The 20,158-nt window shown below is 42.7% G+C and carries 21 protein-coding genes and 1 pseudogene; 15 read left to right on the forward strand and 7 right to left on the reverse strand.

Annotated elements, in window-relative coordinates; translation table 11 throughout:
- The first annotated feature begins 57 nt into the window (after positions 1-57).
- From coxB to SporoP37_RS13990, 6 genes are all read left to right on the forward strand, one after another.
- Positions 58-1,125, forward strand: a complete 1,068-nt coding sequence (coxB, locus tag SporoP37_RS13965) for a cytochrome c oxidase subunit II (protein WP_081244248.1) — start codon at positions 58-60, stop codon at positions 1,123-1,125.
- 33 nt (positions 1,126-1,158) lie between these two features.
- Positions 1,159-3,036: a cytochrome c oxidase subunit I gene (locus SporoP37_RS13970; RefSeq protein WP_081244249.1), complete on the forward strand. Its 1,878-nt coding sequence runs from the start codon at positions 1,159-1,161 to the stop codon at positions 3,034-3,036.
- Positions 3,036-3,662, forward strand: a complete 627-nt coding sequence (locus SporoP37_RS13975; RefSeq protein WP_081244250.1) for a cytochrome (ubi)quinol oxidase subunit III — start codon at positions 3,036-3,038, stop codon at positions 3,660-3,662. Before SporoP37_RS13970 ends, SporoP37_RS13975 begins: the two co-directional genes overlap by 1 nt.
- Before the next feature lies 1 nt (position 3,663).
- Positions 3,664-4,011: a cytochrome C oxidase subunit IV family protein gene (locus SporoP37_RS13980; protein WP_081244251.1), complete on the forward strand. Its 348-nt coding sequence runs from the start codon at positions 3,664-3,666 to the stop codon at positions 4,009-4,011.
- A gap of 233 nt (positions 4,012-4,244) precedes the next feature.
- Positions 4,245-5,168 (forward strand): cytochrome c oxidase assembly factor CtaG, encoded by a 924-nt coding sequence (gene ctaG, locus SporoP37_RS13985; protein ID WP_081244252.1) that lies wholly within the window; start codon positions 4,245-4,247, stop codon positions 5,166-5,168.
- A gap of 27 nt (positions 5,169-5,195) precedes the next feature.
- Positions 5,196-5,657 carry a DUF420 domain-containing protein gene (locus SporoP37_RS13990; RefSeq protein ID WP_085431280.1) on the forward strand — a complete coding sequence of 154 codons (462 nt, stop codon included), beginning with the start codon at positions 5,196-5,198 and terminating at the stop codon, positions 5,655-5,657.
- Here SporoP37_RS13990 and istB read toward each other — a convergent pair.
- Both istB and istA read right to left on the reverse strand, forming a co-directional pair.
- Positions 5,643-6,368, reverse strand: a complete 726-nt coding sequence (gene istB / locus SporoP37_RS13995) for an IS21-like element helper ATPase IstB (protein ID WP_085430033.1) — start codon at positions 6,366-6,368, stop codon at positions 5,643-5,645. The two genes, SporoP37_RS13990 and istB, sit on opposite strands and share 15 nt — an antisense overlap.
- Positions 6,365-7,783 carry an IS21 family transposase gene (istA, locus tag SporoP37_RS14000; RefSeq protein WP_335696860.1) on the reverse strand — a complete coding sequence of 473 codons (1,419 nt, stop codon included), beginning with the start codon at positions 7,781-7,783 and terminating at the stop codon, positions 6,365-6,367. The genes istB and istA overlap by 4 nt, the downstream gene beginning before the upstream one ends.
- 180 nt (positions 7,784-7,963) lie before the next feature.
- Here istA and SporoP37_RS17490 point away from each other — a divergent pair.
- Together SporoP37_RS17490 and SporoP37_RS14005 are read left to right on the forward strand one after the other, a co-directional pair.
- Positions 7,964-8,059, forward strand: a pseudogene (locus tag SporoP37_RS17490) (DUF420 domain-containing protein); the annotation flags it as partial.
- A gap of 334 nt (positions 8,060-8,393) precedes the next feature.
- Positions 8,394-9,728 (forward strand): IS4 family transposase, encoded by a 1,335-nt coding sequence (locus tag SporoP37_RS14005; RefSeq protein ID WP_255414209.1) that lies wholly within the window; start codon positions 8,394-8,396, stop codon positions 9,726-9,728.
- 308 nt (positions 9,729-10,036) lie between these two features.
- Here the strand turns inward: SporoP37_RS14005 and ytvI are convergent, their stop codons facing one another.
- A complete protein-coding gene (gene ytvI / locus SporoP37_RS14010; protein ID WP_085431281.1) occupies positions 10,037-11,092 on the reverse strand; it encodes a sporulation integral membrane protein YtvI in 1,056 nt (351 codons plus the stop codon).
- A 103-nt stretch (positions 11,093-11,195) separates the two neighbouring features.
- A complete protein-coding gene (locus SporoP37_RS14015) occupies positions 11,196-11,555 on the reverse strand; it encodes a YugN family protein (RefSeq protein ID WP_081244255.1) in 360 nt (119 codons plus the stop codon).
- Positions 11,556-11,733: 178 nt separating this feature from the next.
- On the opposite strand from SporoP37_RS14015, the gene SporoP37_RS14020 reads away from it, so the two are divergent.
- Entirely contained in the window at positions 11,734-12,906 is a 1,173-nt protein-coding gene (locus SporoP37_RS14020; protein WP_085431282.1) for a CAP domain-containing protein, read from the forward strand.
- Here SporoP37_RS14020 and SporoP37_RS14025 read toward each other — a convergent pair.
- On the reverse strand, positions 12,903-13,634 hold the full coding sequence (locus tag SporoP37_RS14025) for an amino acid kinase family protein (protein ID WP_085431283.1): 732 nt from the start codon (positions 13,632-13,634) through the stop codon (positions 12,903-12,905). The two genes, SporoP37_RS14020 and SporoP37_RS14025, sit on opposite strands and share 4 nt — an antisense overlap.
- 111 nt (positions 13,635-13,745) lie before the next feature.
- On the opposite strand from SporoP37_RS14025, the gene SporoP37_RS14030 reads away from it, so the two are divergent.
- Together SporoP37_RS14030 and SporoP37_RS14035 are read left to right on the forward strand one after the other, a co-directional pair.
- On the forward strand, positions 13,746-15,167 hold the full coding sequence (locus SporoP37_RS14030) for a Mur ligase family protein (protein ID WP_158233587.1): 1,422 nt from the start codon (positions 13,746-13,748) through the stop codon (positions 15,165-15,167).
- Positions 15,168-15,226: 59 nt separating this feature from the next.
- Complete coding sequence (locus SporoP37_RS14035; RefSeq protein ID WP_081244259.1) at positions 15,227-15,670, forward strand: YlbF/YmcA family competence regulator; 444 nt, start codon at positions 15,227-15,229, stop codon at positions 15,668-15,670.
- Between the two features lie 42 nt (positions 15,671-15,712).
- On the opposite strand, the gene SporoP37_RS14040 is transcribed toward SporoP37_RS14035, so the two are convergent.
- Positions 15,713-16,582, reverse strand: coding sequence for a glycerophosphodiester phosphodiesterase (locus SporoP37_RS14040; RefSeq protein ID WP_081244260.1), 870 nt, complete (start codon positions 16,580-16,582; stop codon positions 15,713-15,715).
- 284 nt (positions 16,583-16,866) lie between these two features.
- On the opposite strand from SporoP37_RS14040, the gene SporoP37_RS14045 reads away from it, so the two are divergent.
- Complete coding sequence (locus SporoP37_RS14045; protein ID WP_081244261.1) at positions 16,867-17,139, forward strand: YlbG family protein; 273 nt, start codon at positions 16,867-16,869, stop codon at positions 17,137-17,139.
- A 12-nt stretch (positions 17,140-17,151) separates the two neighbouring features.
- Here SporoP37_RS14045 and SporoP37_RS14050 read toward each other — a convergent pair whose 3' ends face one another.
- Positions 17,152-17,547, reverse strand: a complete 396-nt coding sequence (locus tag SporoP37_RS14050) for a DUF7147 family protein (protein WP_085431285.1) — start codon at positions 17,545-17,547, stop codon at positions 17,152-17,154.
- Between the two features lie 71 nt (positions 17,548-17,618).
- On the opposite strand from SporoP37_RS14050, the gene SporoP37_RS14055 reads away from it, so the two are divergent.
- The 3 genes from SporoP37_RS14055 to coaD are packed head-to-tail and all read left to right on the forward strand — an operon-like array spanning position 17,619 to position 20,099.
- The gene (locus SporoP37_RS14055; protein ID WP_081244263.1) at positions 17,619-19,061 is read left to right on the forward strand and encodes a hypothetical protein; all 1,443 of its coding nucleotides are present in this window, start codon (positions 17,619-17,621) and stop codon (positions 19,059-19,061) included.
- The gene (gene rsmD, locus SporoP37_RS14060) at positions 19,058-19,615 is read left to right on the forward strand and encodes a 16S rRNA (guanine(966)-N(2))-methyltransferase RsmD (RefSeq protein ID WP_085431286.1); all 558 of its coding nucleotides are present in this window, start codon (positions 19,058-19,060) and stop codon (positions 19,613-19,615) included. Before SporoP37_RS14055 ends, rsmD begins: the two co-directional genes overlap by 4 nt.
- A 1-nt stretch (position 19,616) precedes the next feature.
- Entirely contained in the window at positions 19,617-20,099 is a 483-nt protein-coding gene (coaD, locus tag SporoP37_RS14065) for a pantetheine-phosphate adenylyltransferase (protein ID WP_081244265.1), read from the forward strand.
- Positions 20,100-20,158 lie beyond the last annotated feature (59 nt).

The following is a 20,158-nucleotide window of genomic DNA, read 5'->3' on the forward strand; positions in this document are numbered from 1 at the left end:
CACTCAGTCCTCGATAGCAGAAAATCATTTTTTCAGAAAGAGAGGTATTAGTTAGCGATGATTAAAGGACTCAAAAAGTGGCGTCTCTTTTCATTACTTGCGGTTTTCGCCGTGTTCCTGGCAGGTTGCGGACAAGAAGAAATTTCAACCTTCCATCCGGCTGGACAAGTCGCTCAAGATCAGTTTAACTTGCTGCTGTTGGCATCAGGAATTATGTTACTAGTCATCATTGTAGTAGTGGCAATCTATACTGTTGCACTATTACGCTTCAGACGTTCTAAATTGGGTGAAGATCATATACCTGAACAAGTGGAAGGAAGTCACACACTTGAGCTGATCTGGACATTCATTCCGATTGTATTAATTCTTATCCTAGCGGTTCCTACGGTTTACTACACTTATAAATTAGGTGATGTAAAAGCAATGGAAGCGGTTGATGAGGATGGAAACGCTGAAAACTTAGTAGTTGATGTTACAGCGAAATTGTATTGGTGGGAGTTCGAGTATCCTGATCTAGGTATTGTTACAGCTCAGGAACTGGTAGTACCGACAGATGAAAAAGTTTATTTCAACTTAATCGCTGCAGACGTTAAGCACTCATTCTGGATTCCATCAGTCGGAGGTAAGCTTGACACGAACGTTGAGAACGTGAATAAATTTTATCTCTCATTTGAAAGAGAATCTGAAGGCTTGAAAGACGGCGTTTTCTACGGAAAATGTGCTGAACTTTGCGGACCTTCACACGCTTTGATGGACTTCAAAGTGAAAACATTACCGAGAGATCAGTTTGATGACTGGGTCGCAGGAATGCAAAAGACAGCAGAAGAACCTGTTGTTGCAAATGCTGACGGCGAAGCAGTATTCTCTCAAAGCTGTATCGGCTGTCACGCAGTTTCAGGTGTTGGTGAGTCAGGTGCACAGGGACCAAACTTAGCATCGTTCGGGGATCGTAACCGAGTGGCAGGTTTCCTTGAGCACGACGAAGAGAACTTGAAAGACTGGATTCGTGATACACAGAAACACAAACCTGGCAATACGATGCCTTCATTCAGTAAAGATCAAATTTCTGATGAAGACTTGGATGCATTAGCTGAATACTTATTAGGCTTAAAAGTCGAAAAATAATTTTCAAACGGAAATTGAATAGGAGGTAACACAGTGAGTTCAGTTGCTCAAAAAAGTGGCTTTGGCGCAACGCTATGGGATTGGCTGACAACAGTCGACCATAAGAAGATTGGAATTCTGTATCTCCTCGGGGGATTATTCTTCTTCGTTCTTGGCGGTATTGAAGCGATGATTATCCGTCTTCAGTTGATCACGCCGAACAATGATCTCGTAAGCGCAGGGCTTTTCAATGATTTAATTACAATGCACGGAACGACCATGATTTTCCTGGCAGCAATGCCGATTCTCTTTGGTTTTATGAACGCCATTATGCCGCTTCAAATCGGAGCGCGTGACGTCGCGTTCCCATTCATTAACTCATTAGGTTTTTGGATGTTCGCATTTGGCGGATTGTTCCTTAACATTTCTTGGTTATTCGGTGAGGTTCCAGATGCTGGATGGACATCTTACGCATCTTTATCACTTCACTCACCAGGTCATGGTGTTGATTTCTATGCAATCGGTTTACAAATTGCCGGTGGCGGTACGTTAATGGCGGGGATTAACTTCCTGGTTACTATCATTAACATGCGTGCACCAGGGATGACGTATATGCGTATGCCTTTGTTTACTTGGACTACGTTTGTAGCGTCTGCGATGATTTTATTCGCATTCCCTCCATTGACTGTTGGGTTGTTCTTCTTAACATTTGACCGTATGTTCAGCGGTAACTTCTTTGATCATACGATGGGCGGAAACACAATTATCTGGGAGCATATTTTCTGGATCTTCGGACACCCTGAAGTATATATCCTGATCTTACCGGCATTCGGTATTTTCTCTGAAGTATTTTCTGTATTTGCCCGTAAGCGTCTTTTCGGTTACACAGCGATGGTATTCGCAACTGTGCTAATCGGTTTCCTTGGCTTCATGGTATGGGCTCACCATATGTTTACAGTAGGTCTTGGACCGACAGCGAACGCGATTTTCGCGGTAGCAACTATGGCGATTGCTGTACCAACAGGTGTTAAAATCTTTAACTGGCTGCTCACGATTTGGGGCGGCAGCATTAAAGTTACAACTCCGATGCTGTATGCTCTAGGTTTCATTCCATCATTCGTTATGGGTGGGGTAACTGGAGTAATGCAAGGTGCTGCACCACTTGACTATCAGTTACACGATTCTTACTTTATCGTTGCTCACTTCCACTACGTAATCGTAGGTGGGGTAGTACTGGCTATTTTCGCAGGGCTTCACTACTGGTGGCCAAAAATGTTCGGTACAATGTTACATGAAGGTTTAGGTAAAATTACATTTGTATTCTTCTTTATCGGTTTCCACTTAACATTCCTGATTCAGCACTGGTTAGGATTCTGGGGAATGCCGCGCCGTGTTTGGACATATATGGACGGACAAGGCTGGAATATGTCAAATATGATCAGTACAGTCGGTGCGCTATTAATGGCAGTTGGTTTTACAGTAATGGTAATCAATATCATTATGACAACTGTTAAAAACGAGCGTGTCGGAAATGACCCTTGGGGCGACGGACGTACACTTGAGTGGGCGATTCCATCTCCACCGCCTTTCTATAACTTCCCTGCAACTCCATTAATCCGTGGTTTGGATACTCTTTGGATTGAGAAGACAGAAGGCAGCAAGGAAATGATTACCCCGGCTGAACCTATTACGGACATTCATATGCCTAACGGTTCGATTATTCCAATGTTAATGACTCTGGGATTATTCATTGCCGGATTCGGTGCAATGTTCCATCAAGAAACATCTTGGGGACTTCCGGTATTAGTTTTCGGTCTTGCATTTACATTTGTTATGATGGCCGCTCGTTCATTAAAAGATGATCTGGGATACTATGTAACGAAAGAGCAAATTCTTCAAGATATAGAGAATAGTAAAAGGGGGCGTAACTAATGGATTTGAATACTAAATTCACCCCTGAGACGTGGCCTGCTAATCCTGAAAAGGCTACTTTGGAAGCTAAAAACAAATTCGTTGGTTTCTGGCTTTTCCTTGGCGGGGAGACGATTCTCTTCGCAACATTGTTCGCAACGTATATGGCATTGAAAAACAAAGGTCCAAGCGGCTTTGGTTTTACAACCCAGGAGCTTTATACATTGCCGTTAGTATTTGTTATGACAATGCTTCTTTTAACTTCTTCCTTAACAAGTGTGTATGCAATGTACCACCTGAAGAGTTATAACTTTAAAAAGATGCAGCTATGGCTGGCACTGACAGCATTTTTAGGACTTGGGTTCTTGATGTTAGAAGTTTATGAGTTCACTCACTATGTTCAAGAAGGCTTTACGTTCAACAATAGTGCGTTCAGTTCCTCTTTCTTCACGTTAGTTGGAACACACGGATTCCACGTAGCGATTGGTTTGGTTTGGGTTACATTGTTAATCTTCCGTAACTCCAAGCGCGGATTGAATTTGTATAACGCAACAAAGTATTATACATTTTCATTGTACTGGCACTTCATTGACGTAGTTTGGGTATTCATCTTCACTGTAGTCTACTTGATGGGAGTGATCGGTTAAGATGTCTGAAATTCAAATGATTAAAAGATCTCCTGCTGAACAGTCACTGTCACAACGTCGGGCAAAGGAAGCTATGCGCAGTCAAGTTGCGATGTTTTCTCTGATGATTTTCTTAACACTCATCTCTTTCTCGATGGTAGTTGCCCATATTTCTGATGTTGCAGGTTTCTCAAAATACTTTGTTATTCCAACATTATTCCTCTTTGCAATCGTACAAGTTGGTCTCCAGCTGTATTACTTCATGCATATGAGTGAAAAAGGACATGGCATTCCACAAATGTTTATGTTCACGGGTGCATTGCTTGGATTCCTTATCCCGCTTACATTCGTAACAATCGTTTGGTGGTAAATAATAGAAAGAGCTTATGGATTCGTCCATAAGCTCTTTTTATTATTATACTGGAAATGAAATTGTCAAAGTTCGTACATTGAGTTATGGTTTGTATGCTCGTATAATTAGAAGAGGCAAGTATTCGACAACGTTGTAAACGTGATGCAATCATGAGCACACATTGTTCAGCAACTCGCAAAGCATAGTATAATATGGATACTCGAGTTGATCAAAAAAGGAGAGTGACTGTTTTGCCTTTAAGTATTTTTGGTTTTCGGGCTTTATGGAGTCCTTATTTTTTACTGGCCATTGCGCTGGGGATTGTTTTGTATTATCTTATCACGGTCAAATGGAGAGGCCGTTTTGAAGGATCTGAGCCATTAACGAAACGCCAGGCTGTATACTTCCTGTCATCTATGGCGCTTCTATATATTGTTAAAGGATCCCCTATGGATTTAATGGGACATATTTTATTCTCTGTCCATATGGCTCAAATGGCAATTTTGCTGCTGATGGTTGCACCGTTCTTTATTATCGGAATTCCAAACTGGATTTGGGAAAAGCTGCTGACCATAAAGATATTCAATAAAATCTTTATGTTATTTACGAAACCGCTTATAAGTTTGTTATTATTTACATTAATGTTTTCCATGTATCACTATCCGCTCATTCTGGATGTAGTTAAATTGAGCTTGCCATTGCATACAATTTTCACTATTACACTTTTCTTATCCGCTATCTTCCTCTGGTGGCCGATTGTGAATACAGTTAAAGGACAGCCGCAGTTACATGGCTTGAAGAAAATCGGTTATGTGATTTTAAGTGCATTACTCATCACACCTGCCTGCTCGTTAATTATATTTGTAGACGTGCCTGTATATGAAACATACCAGAGCGGTGAAGCGTGGCTAAAGGCGATGGCATTGTGTGTGCCAAGCGGAACGCTGGCCGGCCTGTCAGGCATGGGTATCTCGGGTCCGGAGCTGTTTACGGATATGCCGACTATCTATGATCAGCAACTAGGCGGTATCTTGATGAAAGTAATACAGGAACTTATTTATGTGGTAGTCATCGGACGTATCTTCTTAAGCTGGGCAAAGTATGAAAAAGACAATGCTGATGAAATTACACGGCAGGACATGCTGAAACGTCAGAAGTTAACGATGCATGGCTAACAGATTTTAAAAAGGGGTTAATGAGCAATGGATCTTCCTTTACTGCCTACTGTCAGTACATTTTTCATCGTATTATCCGCGATCCTGGTTGCAGTCGGATGGAAGTTAATACGTCAAAGGAAAATAGAAGCTCATCAGAAAACGATGATTGCGGCTGCAGTGTCCGCTGTGCTGTTCTTTATTATTTATATTTCCAGAACAGTATTTATCGGTAATACAGCCTTTGGCGGACCAGATTCGCTGAAAGTTTATTACACCATATTTTTGATTTTTCATATCGTACTGGCAACAACAGGTGCCGTATTCGGCGTCGTTACTATTATTGCCGGCCTTAGGAACAACCTGTCACGTCATCGAAAAATCGGACCTGTGACAAGTATCATCTGGTTTTTCACCGCTATTTGTGTTTTGCAAGATAAAAGTGCAGAAGAATGCAAAGTAAAATACATAAGCTTGCCAGCCTTCATTTCAGTATTATTTTTGACGTGATAAAGCGTTTGTTACTCTAAAACTATCTCCCGTAAAATTCAATATATGGGCATGATGTATCACCCGATCTACTAATGCTGCAGTCAATCTAGAATCGCTAAAAACGCGATTCCACTGACTAAATTCCAAGTTTGATGTGATGATTAAACTTTTTTGTTCGTACCAGTCAGAAATCAGCTGAAAGAGGAGTTCTGCCCCTTCCTTATTGAATGGTATGTACCCCATTTCATCCAATATGATAAGGTCTACGTTTTTAAAACGCGCTCTAAACTGCGTTGACTTTCCCTCCTGCCAGGATTTCTCCAATGCTTCTGCTAGATCTGAAACCCGGTAAAATCGTACTTCAAGCCCTCTTTTACACGCATCATAACCAATGGCCGTAGCTAAGTGAGTCTTTCCTGTACCGGGCGCACCGGTTAGAATGACATTCTCTTTGCGCCTGATGAAACTTAACGTACATAATTCTTGCGAATCAATATGAGAGGGAAAATGAATCTGTTCATTCCATTGAAATGCCGAAAGGGACTTCTTTTGCAGAAATCTTGCTTTCTTAATCAATCTCTCGGCTTTCGTTTCTTCCCGTAACTGCAGCTCTTTTTTTAATAAAGCTTCAAGAAATTGAGCAGAATTTTCAAATGGGATATCTGAATAAACATCATGCACGTGCGCTAAGCGCAATGCTTTGCACATGGTCTGTAAATCTTGGGTCATTTCCCCTCACCTTCAATCTGAGGAGCACTCTGAAGCTGATCATACTTGCTCCAATCAATGTTATAGGGATGCGCATCTGGCTCTTTTAACTCGTCCGATTGACCACTTAAGAGTTCGTAGAATTGATTATTGATTTCATTCATTTCATACGTAGCTAAAAGCCCGATAATCCATTGAATACGCTCTTTGCGAATCGAAAGATTAGAGATGTTTAGATATTCAAAGAGTCGACCAGGTAAATAAGCTGAATAACGTGAATAGCTTACTGCCCGTGGTTTACTCAACCATGCTTTCAAGATGGATTGCCAAGGAATCTCGCGATTCTTATGCATATAGGGTCGGTTGTCTTGATATAACGGCTCTCCGTGAGGAGACACCACCTTAAAGCGATCCCAGTACTTCACTACGGATAATTGACTGTAATTATATCCTTTTGGAACATACACCTTCGTTTTATCTAACGTGATTTCTCCATACTTATTCGCTTTTGTTTTCTCCTCTTTGAATACTGGATATTCTTCTTCAGGTAATGCTAAAAGATATTGATGCTCCTCCTCCAGTAACTCTTGTAACGGAACTTGCTTCTTATAGTGAATACGTTGTCGATCTGTCGTTAGTTGCTCTTGCAGTAGCTTTGTCAAGTGGTCTAAGTCCTCTATAACAGGGGCCGGAGTGATAAAGTTATATCGAACATATCCCACCTTATTTTCTACATTTCCTTTTTCGTGACCAGAATATGGATTACAGGCTTGTGGTTCAAATCCATAATGAGTGGCGAACTGTAAAAATTCTTGGGTAAAAGCAGCCTCTTCATTTCTATTCCTTGGTTTCACCACTGCAGTTTTCATGTTATCAATACGGATTGTTCTTGGAATACCACCAAGTTGATCGAAGATAAGTTTCATACCGTGTAAAAGACACTCTTGATTTTCTGCTGGCAATGGGATGGCAAATGCACTGTTACTAAAAGGAAGCGTCATAACCAAACAATGAACATCTCGGTATTTTCCATCCTGCACAGCTTGCATCAATCCGAAATCTAATTGTGCCTCAGCAGGGGGATGGATGAGTCTCTCATAGCTTTTGTCTTTCGTTTCATCCTCCAGGTCTTCTCTTCCTTCACGCCATTCTTGAATATAGTTTGAAACAGTCCGATAGGACCCCTCGAATCCCATCTCTTGCAAGGCCTTAAAAATTCCTTTATTAGTTCTTCTATCTTTTCTTTTAAGCTTCTGATCTTCCCAAAGCCAATCTCCAACAATTTCTCCCCATTTTTCTCTATACATCATTCCCGATCTTTTTCTCTTTGCTTCTTTAGGTAATAGATCACCATCAGCATACTTTTTAGCAGTTCTCCAATTAATTCCTAAGGTTTTAGATATCTTGTTGATAGATAATGATTTCTGATTTCTCATTAGTTTGATACAATTAATTTCAGGCATTGTCAGCATTCCTTTCAACCTCCACTGGTTTTGATTCGACACCAATACAGTAGAGAAGTTTGAAGAGGCTGGCAAGCCTTTTTTTATTGAAACTTACGTTGCAATGTTATGTACTTTTTCATTTCAAAACTATGTACTTCTATTTTGCACTAAACAGCTATTACAGGTGTCGCTGTATACTTGCTGCTGTATGTCTTTTATAAAGGCGGCGAAACCACTTCTGTATTTAAAGCAATCCTTGGTTTTTAATAAGGCTTATAGGCTGAAGATTATTCACAGGGCACGTGTGGATGATCTTCAGCTTTTTCTTTGCCATACGAGGCTGGGAAAAAATTAAAAATAAAGTCCGTTCCCCTGCGCTCCAAAAGGCACGCTTTCCGCGGGGTGCGCTTGAGCCTCCTCGTCGCTGGCGCTCCTGCGGGGTCTCAACATTCGCGCTAAATCCCGCAGGAGTCGGCCTTTCATATACGTCAACTTAAGAAAAATTTAGTAATTTATGATTGATCTCCTTTATTTGTTGGTATAAATCCTTACCACGACAAATAGAAGGAGGGATACCTCATGAAGCCTAAACATCCTTTTTATCAGCAGCGTCGATTGTTTACTCTTCTGTCACCCAAAAGAACTTACCGCTATCGCTAGAGAGACTAAGTTTATTCAACGGGAACGCAAGCTGGATATGAATACATTCCTTCATCTTCTGTTTGACCAGCCGGGGGCGGTTGCGGGCTGTTCGTTAACCCATCTGTGTGCGAAGCTGGCCAAACGGAATCGGACGCTATCCAAGCAGGCGCTGGATAAGCGGTTCAACAAAAATGCCGTACAGTTTTTGGAACAGATTTTTCTCCGGTTATTTGACAGCCAATTCCAGATGGCATTCTCTAAGCTTCCCATCGCTACCACTCATCCATTTAGAAGCATGAGAATTTTGGATGGCAGCTCCATTAAATTGCCTGACGCACTTCACACCATGTTCCCCGGAACCACGGGGGGTGGCGTTAAATGCCAATTGGAATTTGATTATCTGACAGGAAAGTTCTATTATGTGGAACTCCAGCCTGGAAAAGCAGGAGATTCCCCTTCAGGGCTCAGCCGGTTAGAGAGCGTGCAGAAAGATGATCTGCTTCTTCAGGATCTAGGCTATTTCAAATGTGATCTGTTCAGGAAGATTGAAAAGAAAGAAGCATTCTATGTATCACGCGCACGTGCCGACACCATGTTTTATGTGAATTCGTCACACCCGCGTTATCATAAAAACGGAGAACTCATGAAAAAGTACGCGCATATCCGGTTGTATCTGGAAGAAGAAGTACAGACCATGAAACCGGGAGAAAGCAAAGAGTTTCCGCGAGTGTATATAGGAAAACATGAACGGATGCCAGCCCGCTTAGTGATCTACCGGATGACAGCCGAGGAACAGAAGCGCCAGGAATTTCGTATCAAACGACGCAAACAGACGAAGCCCGGAATCATTAAACAAAAAGTAAAGGACTTGTCTAGCCTGTCTCTATATGTGACCAATCTGCCCACAGACATTCCGGCATCGGAAATCTGTACACTCTATCGATACAGGTGGCAAATTGAGCTCCTCTTCAAGTCATGGAAATCCGACTTAGGGGTCGCTCCTCATCGAAATATGAAACTGGAGAGATGGATGTGTCATTTGTATGCGGAGTTAATTATTTTCTTATTGAGTGTGCTGCTTACGTATCAAGTGCGTCATTACTTTTGGCGAGAGAAACAACTGATACTGAGTGAGCGGATTGCGATCCGGGAAGTGAGTGAACGAGTGTGGAAACTGGTGCAGGCGCGTGCTTCTCCTAAGTGGAAGGAACTGATGGATGAACTACTCCACATATTAGCCAGCAATGGCCGGAAGAATGTGAGGGGATCCGGACCCATTAGCTGGCTAACATAAGCACACTATTTTTAAAAAAGAACATACTGGGGGTTATTTACTGTGCCTTCAAATCTGTAAAGTGAAGGTTACTAGAGACATTCCCGTATTCCAGCAAATCCAAACCGTTCCAATCAAGAAATAGCTGGTCACAGAACGAATAAAAAGAAGAAATACACCTTAAGTTGACGTATATGGTCGGCCTTTTTCCGCTCCGGTCCACTCAAATGCTTTGCAAAGTATTTATTAAAAAATAGACATAAAAAAAGCGTAATGGATGAATAAACTCCTTTACGCTTTTTTCATATTATGTCCCAGTCTCTTTCGCTTTAAATTTTGAAATTCAATTTGATGATGCCTGCTTCTCTTGCCGTATTAAACAGGATGACAATCATAGGCCCGATGAAGAAACCGAGAAAACCAACCAGTTTCAATCCGATAAACATAGCGATTAGCGTTGGCAGCGGAGACAGCCCGATCTGCGAACCCATTACTTTCGGTTCCACTGTCCGTCTGATCACCAGAAGAATAATTGCTAATATCGCTAATTTTGTACCCATCGCGATATCACCTGAAATATACTGATAGATGGACCAGGGCGCCAGAATGATGATGGAACCAAGTATAGGAATAATATCAATAATCCAGATCACGAGCGCCATGACGACAGCGTATTTAGGAATAATCATCAGCAGTCCGATAAACGATACGACCAGTACAATCAGGCTGACAAGCAATTGTGCTTTGACAAAACCTAAGATAACAAATCGTAATCTTTTCGCCATATAATGAACTTTTTGAGCGGTTGCTTCCGTCAGATGAAAATAAAATGTCTTTTTCAGGCTCGGCAGCTCTAGCATGAACAAGAAGAGTGCAATCATGAACACGATAAAACTGACAAGAAAGTTTGGAATATCGGACATGAGTGCTAAAATACGGTCATAGCTTAAAAGTGTAATAATTGACACGCGAATGGATTCTACAATTTCATTAAATTCATTTTCCAACATAGTCAGAATATCATCGGGCATGCCGACGGTGTACTGAAATAATTTACTTTGCGTGTTAATCCACACACTTGAAAGAGAGTTTAAGTAGTTCGGAATCTCTTTTGTGAAATGAATAATTTTACCAATCAGCGTCGTGACAGTGTAGAATAGAAAGAATATACTGACACCGACAAAGACGATGAAATTCACAATAACAGAAACTTTACGTTTCCAATTAAATCGTTTTTCCACCCATTTTACTAAAGGATCCATGAATAAAGCTGTCAAAAACGCTAAAATAATAGGTATGGAAACCGGTAAAATAAAAAACACAATAAGCAGTAATACAATGATGCTGAGTGTAATCATAATGTTTCGTTTTGTGAGAAATTTCAAGAGTAATCGTCCTCCACGTAGATACTGTTTTTATTATAACCAAGTTAGTGGAGTAATAGTAGAAAAAGCCGAAGAACAATCGCTCTTCGGCTTTTTCCTGTCATTACAAACTATATTGCTTTAACTCGTCATATACTGCTTTCAATGTTAGTTCGCAGTCTTTAACCAGGCTTGCCGGGAAGTTTTCTTCTTCGCCATACTCAACGCCGAATGGATAGTAATACTTGCCCAGAACAGGCTGCTTCAGACGAACAGTAGCTTTACGGCCGTCGATGTCGCCTTCTACCAGCTCACCGAACACGCGCAAGTAGTATGTACCTTCTCTAACAACGTACTTTCTGTCGAAAGTTACGCGCTCGTAGTCCCATTGACCGTCGATTTCAAGATTATGCTTATTCATGATTTCTTCCATAACCCGCAAATCTGCCACAAGGCCTTTAAGACCTATATTTTCAACATACATCTGTAAATCCCCCTCCATGTTCATCCTGACGAATACGTATACTATTATATCATAAAACAAATCAATTTTACTTGCAATGACAACATTGTGTCAACGCTTTCTTTCACGGTGTATATAGGTGACTAGCGTCTGTGTCTTCTGTACAATAAAAGAAAGTTCCAGTATGTAAATACGTATCATGATATATACATTTGTTTCATCATGGTTTGCAGCAATAAAAGATAAGGTGCAATCATACGAACTGTATAAAACGAGCGGAAAGGAAGATTACATGTGGAGAGTGGGCTGGAAGATTCTCATTTTGCTATTGATCGTCATGGGGATTTTTTATTTTATAACTGATAAGGTGAGTGTAAATGAACCGCTGGAATCACCCGTACAGCATGGTTCGCCTATTGCAGTGCCTGAAAAGGACCCCTCAGTGGGCGGTGAAGGTATGCCAAGACCATCGGAAGGGATGTCCGTGTTTGTCGGTCAGAAGGTCGAAAAACTGGAAGAGCAATTCGGCAAACCATCCAGAGTGGAGCCATCCAGCTATCAGTACGAATGGTGGGTATACACAGATAAACCAAGTTTTATGGCAGGTGTGCGAAAAGGAAAGGTCAACCAATTGTATACTGCCGACAGATCAGCGGATGTGTCCCCGTTTACCATCGGGCAGAATGTGCAGGAAATTCATCGTTTTACACCAATTGAATCAGAGATTGACGTAACAATCAAAGACAATATTTATTCATTTTCATTAAACAGTGATGATATTAAAAACCGTATGCTAATACCCTACGAGAACTTATTCGTACAATTATATATTGATCAAGTAGACGGGGTGCTTGGAGGCGTCCGCTTCATCACTCCGAGTACGCTGGTCAAACATCAGCCGTATGATATGACCTATCTTGGCGAAATGATAGAAGCGCCAAAGCCTTCTTCAACAGTTCAGACGGAGGTAGACCGTGCTATGGAAAGACAGACATTCGAAGTGACTAATCAGGTGCGTGAAAAACGTGACTTGCCGGTTTTATCATATGACGAAAAACTGGCTGCACTTTCAAGAAAGCATAGCCAGGAAATGATTTTTCAGAAATACCGGTCGCATGGTGAAGAAATTATTGAACCGTTTTCAGAACGGTTAAAAGCGGCCGGCATCCCACCTGCGAAGGCTGGAGAAAATACTGCATTTAATTATATCGATTCCATTGAAACGGTTCATGGCTGGCTAAATTCACCGAAGCACCGGGAAGTCCTGCTGAATCCCAATTTTACGCATACCGGTGTCGGCGTTTACAATAAATACTACACACAGTCATTTGTTGCCCGGACGGAAACCGATCAATCGGAAGATGACGACTAAGGAAGAATCCATGTGCCTTCCTCGTTCGATGCGATGCCTCTTATATGAAGAGGCATCGCTGTTTTTTTTGCATATACAGCTGCTTTTTCTTGAATAACAGGACGTTCACACTGAAGTAATGGAAGAAACTCGTCAAATGTCAGCCGGTCGAAACGTGTATAGTTTGATGTTTTATGGGGATCGGCTGACATGACTCCCGGTACATCCTTAAAAAACTCCACATGACTGGCCTGTAAAGATGAAGCCAGTGCAATCGCTGTTAAATCGCTGCCGCCTCTGCCGAGTGTCATAAACTGACCTTGCGTATTCATTCCCTGAAAGCCGGGAACGATAATGCATGAATGCGTCTGCAATGTATTGACAATATGTGTACTGTTGATTTTTTCGATGGTGGCATTACAAAATGCGCCCTTTGTTCGAATGCCTGTATTTTGTCCATAGATAATTGTGTTGTCTATGCCTTCAGTAGTTAATTCTGCGGATAATACAGCAGAAGCAATCAGTTCTCCGCATGCAGCTGCCAAATCTCTGGCTTCGCCGGATTTAGAGAAAGAGTTGGTGAGTGTCAGCAGCTGATCCGTTGAATAGGGATCGCCGCCTCTCCCCATTGCAGAGACGACGACGATTACGGCGCGGTACTTCGACAGTGCACGGCGGATATGTTGAATGCACTTTGCCCGCTGCTGTTCATTCTGCATCGCAATCCCGCCGAACTTCTGGATAATCATAGTATCCCAACTTTCTTCGTGACATTCTCCTTACGCCTTTCATAGAATACTTTATGCTTCGTTTCATTATATTCTCTGAAGAATAAAATGTTCGGGAAGGAGCGGGTTGCCTTGCTTTTATCTGAGTTACTAAAGGAATGGCCATGCACTGTGCTGCAGGGCTCGATACGGCAGTCAGTCAGCGGCATTACGGAATCCTCTAAAAAAGTGAAGAAAGACTATGTATTTGTCATAAGGAAGGGATCTGTGCAAGATGGTATGGCATTTATAGATGAAGCTATAGCTAATGGAGCGAAAACACTTGCAGTAGACCGGACGAATGCAGATCTCTCACTCGTGCCTGATGATATTACCGTGGTGCTTGTACCGGACTGCTCATTATTTATTTCATATGGAAGTGCGAGGTTTTCAGGAAATCCGGCTGAAGAGTTGACGGTGATTGGTGTTACAGGTACGAACGGCAAAACGACAGTCAGTCATTTTATCGGTCAATTACTGAATGAACTAGGCTGCAAGACGGCAGTGATTGGGACGACAGGGCTTTATATCAACGGCCAGCTGACAGAAACTATAGCCAATTCTATGACGACCATGCCGGCCGAACAGCTGCATCCCATTCTGCGCAGATGTGCCGATCAGCATGTGACACATGTTGTGCTGGAAGCATCATCACTCGGTTTATCTTCAAACCGGCTGGCCCATTGTCCGATGGCTGTCGGTATATTTTTGAATATCGGGATGGATCATTACGTTGAACACGGCGGCAAGCAGCGTTATATTGAAGCAAAGAAGAAATTGGTTTTGCTGGCTGACCAGCTGGTGATCAACGAAGAAGATGAAACTTGTCATTCAATTGGCATGGAACTGGCTGATCCGCCAATTTATTTCAGCAGTCAGCACATTCACGGGATGCCGCAGCCACCCGGAACCTATCCGGTCCTCGGCAGGCATAATGAAATGAACGCCCGTGCAGCTGTCGGAGCGTTGTTCGCTCTTGGTTATACTTGGCAGGCCGTACGACCCCATCTGACAAGTCTTCGTTTGCCGACGGGCCGTTTGGAAAAGTATGAAGAAGCGGGTATCGAAGTGTACGTAGACTATGCGCATACACCGGATGCACTGCAAGCCGTGCTTGAGGCGCTGTCTGCGAGTTCCAAACGTGTAATTACGGTATTTGGCTGCGGCGGAGAAAGGGACCGTGAAAAACGCCCGCAAATGGGTGCAGTAGCGGCTCATTACAGTTCCTGTGTCATTCTTACTTCTGATAATCCGAGAACAGAAGAACCATCTCAAATTATCTTGGATATCCTTGCCGGCATGACAGGATTCGCAACGCCAGTAGATATCCTCATGCATCGGCAGTATGCGATTCAATACGCGATCAGGCAAGCGCAGCCCGGAGATATTGTCCTTATCGCAGGTAAAGGACATGAACAGACACAGCAGTCGGGAAATCAAACGATCCGCTTTTGTGATATGGAAGAAGTGAAGAAAGCATTCGCTGCGGAAAATAAAAGGCGCAAGAAATCTTAATGAATAGTCGGGGAACCGGTTTTTTGGTATGATGGGGTAGATAGGAGGTGCGGCAAACTATGATGATGACAGACGAGTGGATGAGAGTCATCGATGTGGCGGAAGAACTTTCCGATATGCTGCTGCGTTCTGAAGTGGTGAAAGCCTATCGAGACGCACACAACCGTGTATATTCAAACGCTGATCTGCGTGAAAAGATCATAAAATTTACCAAAATGAAAGAACAATATGAAGATGTACAGCGTTTTGGACGCTATCATCCGGATTATAGAGTAATTATGAAGGAAATACGCCTGCAAAAGCGGGAACTGGACTTGCAGGACGAAGTGGCGGAATTGCGTCTGGCGGAAAATGATGTGCAATCATTGCTGGATGAAATCGGCATCATGATCGGACAATCGGTTTCAGATGCAGTCAAAGTGCCTGCCGGTGACGGAACTTTCTCGAACAGTTCTTGCGGAGGCGGCTGCGGCTCCGGCGGCAGTTGTTCTTGTTCGGCATAATGATTATAACGAAAACTAAACCCTGCGCTCTGTGCGCAGGGTTTAGTTTTCGTTAAAGAATGTCAGCAAATCTTTTGGCTGGCTTGTAATAAAGCCGTCAACGTGAAGCTTGGACAATTTCGGAAGATCGCAAGTTTCATCCAATTCATAGAACACCGCAATATTCAGCTCTTGCAAAAAGTGGACAAATCCTTCAGACGCCAGCGGAAATACACCAAGCTTTTCCGGTAGACAAAAGACATCTGCGGCTGGGCGATAGAGATGGCCAAATTTACTTGTATAAGTCAAGTATGCTTTTTTAATTTCCTCACTGCCTGCTCCTAGAGCGACGGAATTTTGTGCATACAGATTGAAGCGGTCTATTTGTTCGTCATACGAACTGGTCACGACTACACGCTCCGTCGCATCCATTTCATTCAGCAAATGCCACAGCTTGGAAGGGATCAGACTGCCTTCGTAAGAATCTGGTGAATCATTCATGGAAACAACAAACAGCAGCTGCGGGAATTTTTCCAACAGTTCACGCAAAGCGATAATGGAGCTGGGCGGCGGTACGGGATCTCCTTCATTTGCTGTAATAGTTTCATCTTGCATTTCAGCAAAAGTATAGTCGGCGATTTCATCGGAAGGCAAGAGTTCCCGGGCCGGCACTAAAATAATTTCTTCGTCCTTCGTAAGCTGCACATCCACAGTGAATCCATGTACGCCTAAATCAGCTGCTTTTGTAAAAGCAGTCAGCGGATGGACATCGCTCTCCAGGGGAAATTGCGCATCTGTCAGTACAGCCGTTTCAGTAAATTGAAGCGCTTTCTTTTCGTCGCGGGGCTGTTGTTTCGTTACTACTTTTGATGCTGCCCATGCAGCCACTCCGGCAGCTCCGACAGTTAGTGCAACCTTTGTTTTCCTTCCCAATCTAAAACCTCCTTATAAATAACTCTTTTTCGCTTTTTCAATCCGCAGCTGTTTGAACTTCAGCGGACCGGAAAATACTTGTATTCAGCCGTCAGTTCGAAAAGAGCATCCGGCTGAATTCAGATAAATGTCTAACTAATTGTAACCTATTTATGAGAAGGTGTGCAATCAAAGATTCATGTTCTTACATATAGTGCCCGCATTCGGACAAACATTTACAAAGCAAGGTTGCAGGACTTTTCTCACCTATGGTATTGTATGGAGTAAGAAAGAGGGGGAGAATCATGATTGATCGGCAAGGAATAATTGTCTATCTCCATCATTTAAAACAAGCAAAATCACTGCGTAAATTCGGGCATGTTCATTATATTTCCAAGAGAATGAAATACGTTGTACTCTACTGTAATATGGAGGACGTGGAAACGACAATCAGCAAATTGGAGCGTCTGTCCGCTGTCAGAAAAGTACTGCCTTCCCAGCGGCCATTTGTCAGTACAGAATATGAAAATGCAAAGCCGGATAAAGCAAAGGAATACGATTATAAAACGGGTTTATGATAGTTCATCCGATTAATTGAGCGGCGGGAGCAAATGATTCAGCCGCAAGATTCCAATAATATACTGATAAAATAATTCTTTTTCCGCAAACTGCGAAGAGTGCTTTATTTCCACCCGAACAGGTTTTGTATTCAGAGATTCCGCATGTTCGACAAATAAATCATAGCGCTTGGACGGCTTGTCCGCGGTGTGCCGAATTCCTTCTCTGCAAATATAGATCGGCATATAGTGGCTGTTTTCTGTTGCAGGAGAAAAGGAAACCGCAAGCGATAACTGTTCATGACTGCCGTGTGCTGATGAAAAAATATAAGATTTATAAATTCTGCGGGAATTTGTGGACATTAATTCGAGCAGCTCGTAAATGTCGCTGTATCCTTCTCCCAGTTCAATAAAACGTTGTTGGATCATAATCAGGCTCTTCCTTTCAGGCGATTAGTAATGGTTCGTATCCATCATACCATGTGATGAGGTGTTGTACGTTGAAAGCTATTGTAAGGATTTTATTTCTTTTGGCGGCGGTAAACGGAGTCCTCATATATTTGCATTACAGTCAATCGGCAAATGCAGATGGTGAAAGCGCTGATTCGGGGACGTACCGTCAGGAAATCGAAGTGATCAATCGGACAGATGGATTATACATCCGGCACCATTTTTATAATCTGTCAGAAGACAGACACGAAATTATATGGCCTCAGGGAAGTGTGGAACGCGGCTGTGAGCAGGAAGAATCCGCGCCGTGCTCCCGGTTGAATGAGTCGGGCGTTGCGTTTGAAGAAGGGGAGCGTGATCAGCAGTCCGTCATCTATAAATTACCGAAAAAACAGCCCCTGACAGGACGGAAATTATTTAAAAAGCCGTTTGCATTACTGAAAGATAATAAACCATTAACGACAGTACTTCACATGACCGATGAGCAGGATGTTGGCGGAATGTGGGTGACAGGACTCGAACGTGTAGGAAAAGCAGACAAAGAGCGCATCACGTATCGTCTCTACCGGGGTGTCGGCTTCGTTAATGAACTGTACTGGCAGCCGCAAGATGTGCCGCTGGCTTACTCTTCCAATAAATTGTCTATGTATGGGGTAGGGATCGACAAGAAACAGAATGACCAAATGGTGAAGATGCTTGAAGGAGTCGGCGGAAATCATATAAGTGTAGTTCTGGCGCCGCGCAATCAGCCGCTGTATGCAGAGCGTATTATTGTGGAAAAGACGGGAAATATGCCTCAGGTGGTAAAGCAGGCAGCCAAAATGAGTGTCAAGTCGCGCTTCACTTTGAGGCCGGACGAGCCGTCGATGAATAGTATGCTGGCTTCCCTGCTCGGTGATGAGCCGGTGGGAACAAAAGCTGAGCAGGGTGTATTTATCCGGTTAAAAGAATCACTTTCCGAAGAACAGTATCAATCATTCCGGCAAAATGTGCATGAACAGATAGGCAAAGAACTGTCCGCTTCAAGGATGGATCAATTGCTGGCGGATGTAATGGCGTTCGATACACAATATTTCCAAAAAACTATGCATGAGCAGCAGCTTAACTATCCGTTCCTGTTACTTGACCCTCGTACAGTTCTTTTGGATGGGAAAGAAGTTCCGGCAGTAAAGGTTGTCGTACAAGACGGAAAGAGCTTTTATCCTGCAGCTGAGTTATTGTCAAAAATGGGCTATGCAATCCGTTCTAATGAACAGTCTATCTACATTGAAAGTCCAAATCGCAAGTATCGCTTTTCTAAATTGGAGCCGTTCTACGTCATGAATGACCGAAAATTCGATTATCTGGAAAAGCCTCATACTTATATTAACAAGGAATTATATTTTGATGAAAATTGGTTGCGCCGCATCTTTTTGGTGCTGATCGAAAAGTCAGAAAAGACCATTTCTATCGAACAGATTGAAAATTTGATAAAGGAGATGGAAAAAGAGTGAGAGTCATTTCCGGTTCGAGAAAAGGAACGCCATTAAAATCCTTGCCTGGCACTTCTACACGTCCCACTTCAGACAAAGTAAAGGAATCACTATTCAATAAAATTGGTCCGTATTTCGATGGGGGAACAGTTGTTGAGCTGTTTGGCGGCAGCGGTTCCATTGCCATTGAAGCACTGTCAAGAGGAATGGAGCAGGCAATTGTGTTTGAAAAAAATCCGAAAGCCTGTGCCGTCATTAAAGCAAACGCAGAGAAATGCAGAATGCAGGAACTTCTGCATATTGAAAAAAGAGATGCCCGTCAGGCTGCCATGGTCTTAAAACAGAAAAACATCCGTATAGATCTGCTGTTTGTAGATCCTCCCTATGCAGCAGTCGAATATTATGATGTAATAAAAGAAGTGATCATGCAAGAACTATTGGCGGATGATGCAACCATCGTGTGTGAACATGATAAAAATACAGCATTGCCTGAACAGTACGATACATATATCCAAATTAATTCTGCAGTTTATGGAAGTACTGCTATTACGATTTACGAGAAAAGAGGCTACTAGCATGTCGAAAATTGCAATTGTACCGGGAAGTTTCGATCCCGTAACGAACGGTCATCTGGATATCATCCAAAGGGCTGCGAAAACATTCCCGGAAGTGCACGTCGCGGTCATGAATAACTCGTCGAAGCAGCCGTTGTTCACAGTGGAAGAACGAATCGCCCTTATTCATGAAGTAACATCCCAATATGGCAATGTCACGATTGATACATCCGCAGGCCTGTTGATTGATTATGCGCATGAGATCAATGCTTCTGTTATTGTGCGCGGATTACGCGCAATTTCGGACTTTGAGTACGAAATGCAAATCACGTCGATGAACCGGGTGCTGGATGAAAGCATTGAAACGTTTTTCGTCATGACAAAAAGTCAATATTCATTCCTCAGTTCGAGTATCGTGAAGGAAGTTGCACGATACGGCGGAGATGTCTCCACACTTGTGCCGCCGCATGTCAACAAAGCGCTCAAGGAAAAGTTCAATAATTGAAAGTAAGCTGAAACATTATGTGTAAAAGTGGTTATGATGAGTGAATCATCATAACCACT

The organism is Sporosarcina sp. P37 (assembly GCF_002109365.1).
Lineage (GTDB): Bacteria > Bacillota > Bacilli > Bacillales_A > Planococcaceae > Sporosarcina.

Bases quoted from the DNA above. Each gene is read 5' to 3' on its own strand.
- SporoP37_RS13980 (WP_081244251.1), top strand. From the start codon at position 3,664: ATGTCTGAAATTCAAATGATTAAAAGATCTCCTGCTGAACAGTCACTG.
- SporoP37_RS14015 (WP_081244255.1), bottom strand. From the start codon at position 11,555: ATGTATGTTGAAAATATAGGTCTTAAAGGCCTTGTGGCAGATTTGCGG.
- SporoP37_RS14025 (WP_085431283.1), bottom strand. From the start codon at position 13,634: ATGATTATCCAGAAGTTCGGCGGGATTGCGATGCAGAATGAACAGCAG.
- istA (WP_335696860.1), bottom strand. From the start codon at position 7,783: ATGAGAAATCAGAAATCATTATCTATCAACAAGATATCTAAAACCTTA.
- SporoP37_RS14020 (WP_085431282.1), top strand. From the start codon at position 11,734: ATGATATATACATTTGTTTCATCATGGTTTGCAGCAATAAAAGATAAG.
- SporoP37_RS13975 (WP_081244250.1), top strand. From the start codon at position 3,036: ATGGATTTGAATACTAAATTCACCCCTGAGACGTGGCCTGCTAATCCT.
- SporoP37_RS14035 (WP_081244259.1), top strand. From the start codon at position 15,227: ATGATGATGACAGACGAGTGGATGAGAGTCATCGATGTGGCGGAAGAA.
- SporoP37_RS13990 (WP_085431280.1), top strand. From the start codon at position 5,196: ATGGATCTTCCTTTACTGCCTACTGTCAGTACATTTTTCATCGTATTA.
- coxB (WP_081244248.1), top strand. From the start codon at position 58: ATGATTAAAGGACTCAAAAAGTGGCGTCTCTTTTCATTACTTGCGGTT.
- SporoP37_RS14050 (WP_085431285.1), bottom strand. From the start codon at position 17,547: ATGATCCAACAACGTTTTATTGAACTGGGAGAAGGATACAGCGACATT.
- istB (WP_085430033.1), bottom strand. From the start codon at position 6,368: ATGACCCAAGATTTACAGACCATGTGCAAAGCATTGCGCTTAGCGCAC.
- SporoP37_RS14045 (WP_081244261.1), top strand. From the start codon at position 16,867: ATGATTGATCGGCAAGGAATAATTGTCTATCTCCATCATTTAAAACAA.
- coaD (WP_081244265.1), top strand. From the start codon at position 19,617: ATGTCGAAAATTGCAATTGTACCGGGAAGTTTCGATCCCGTAACGAAC.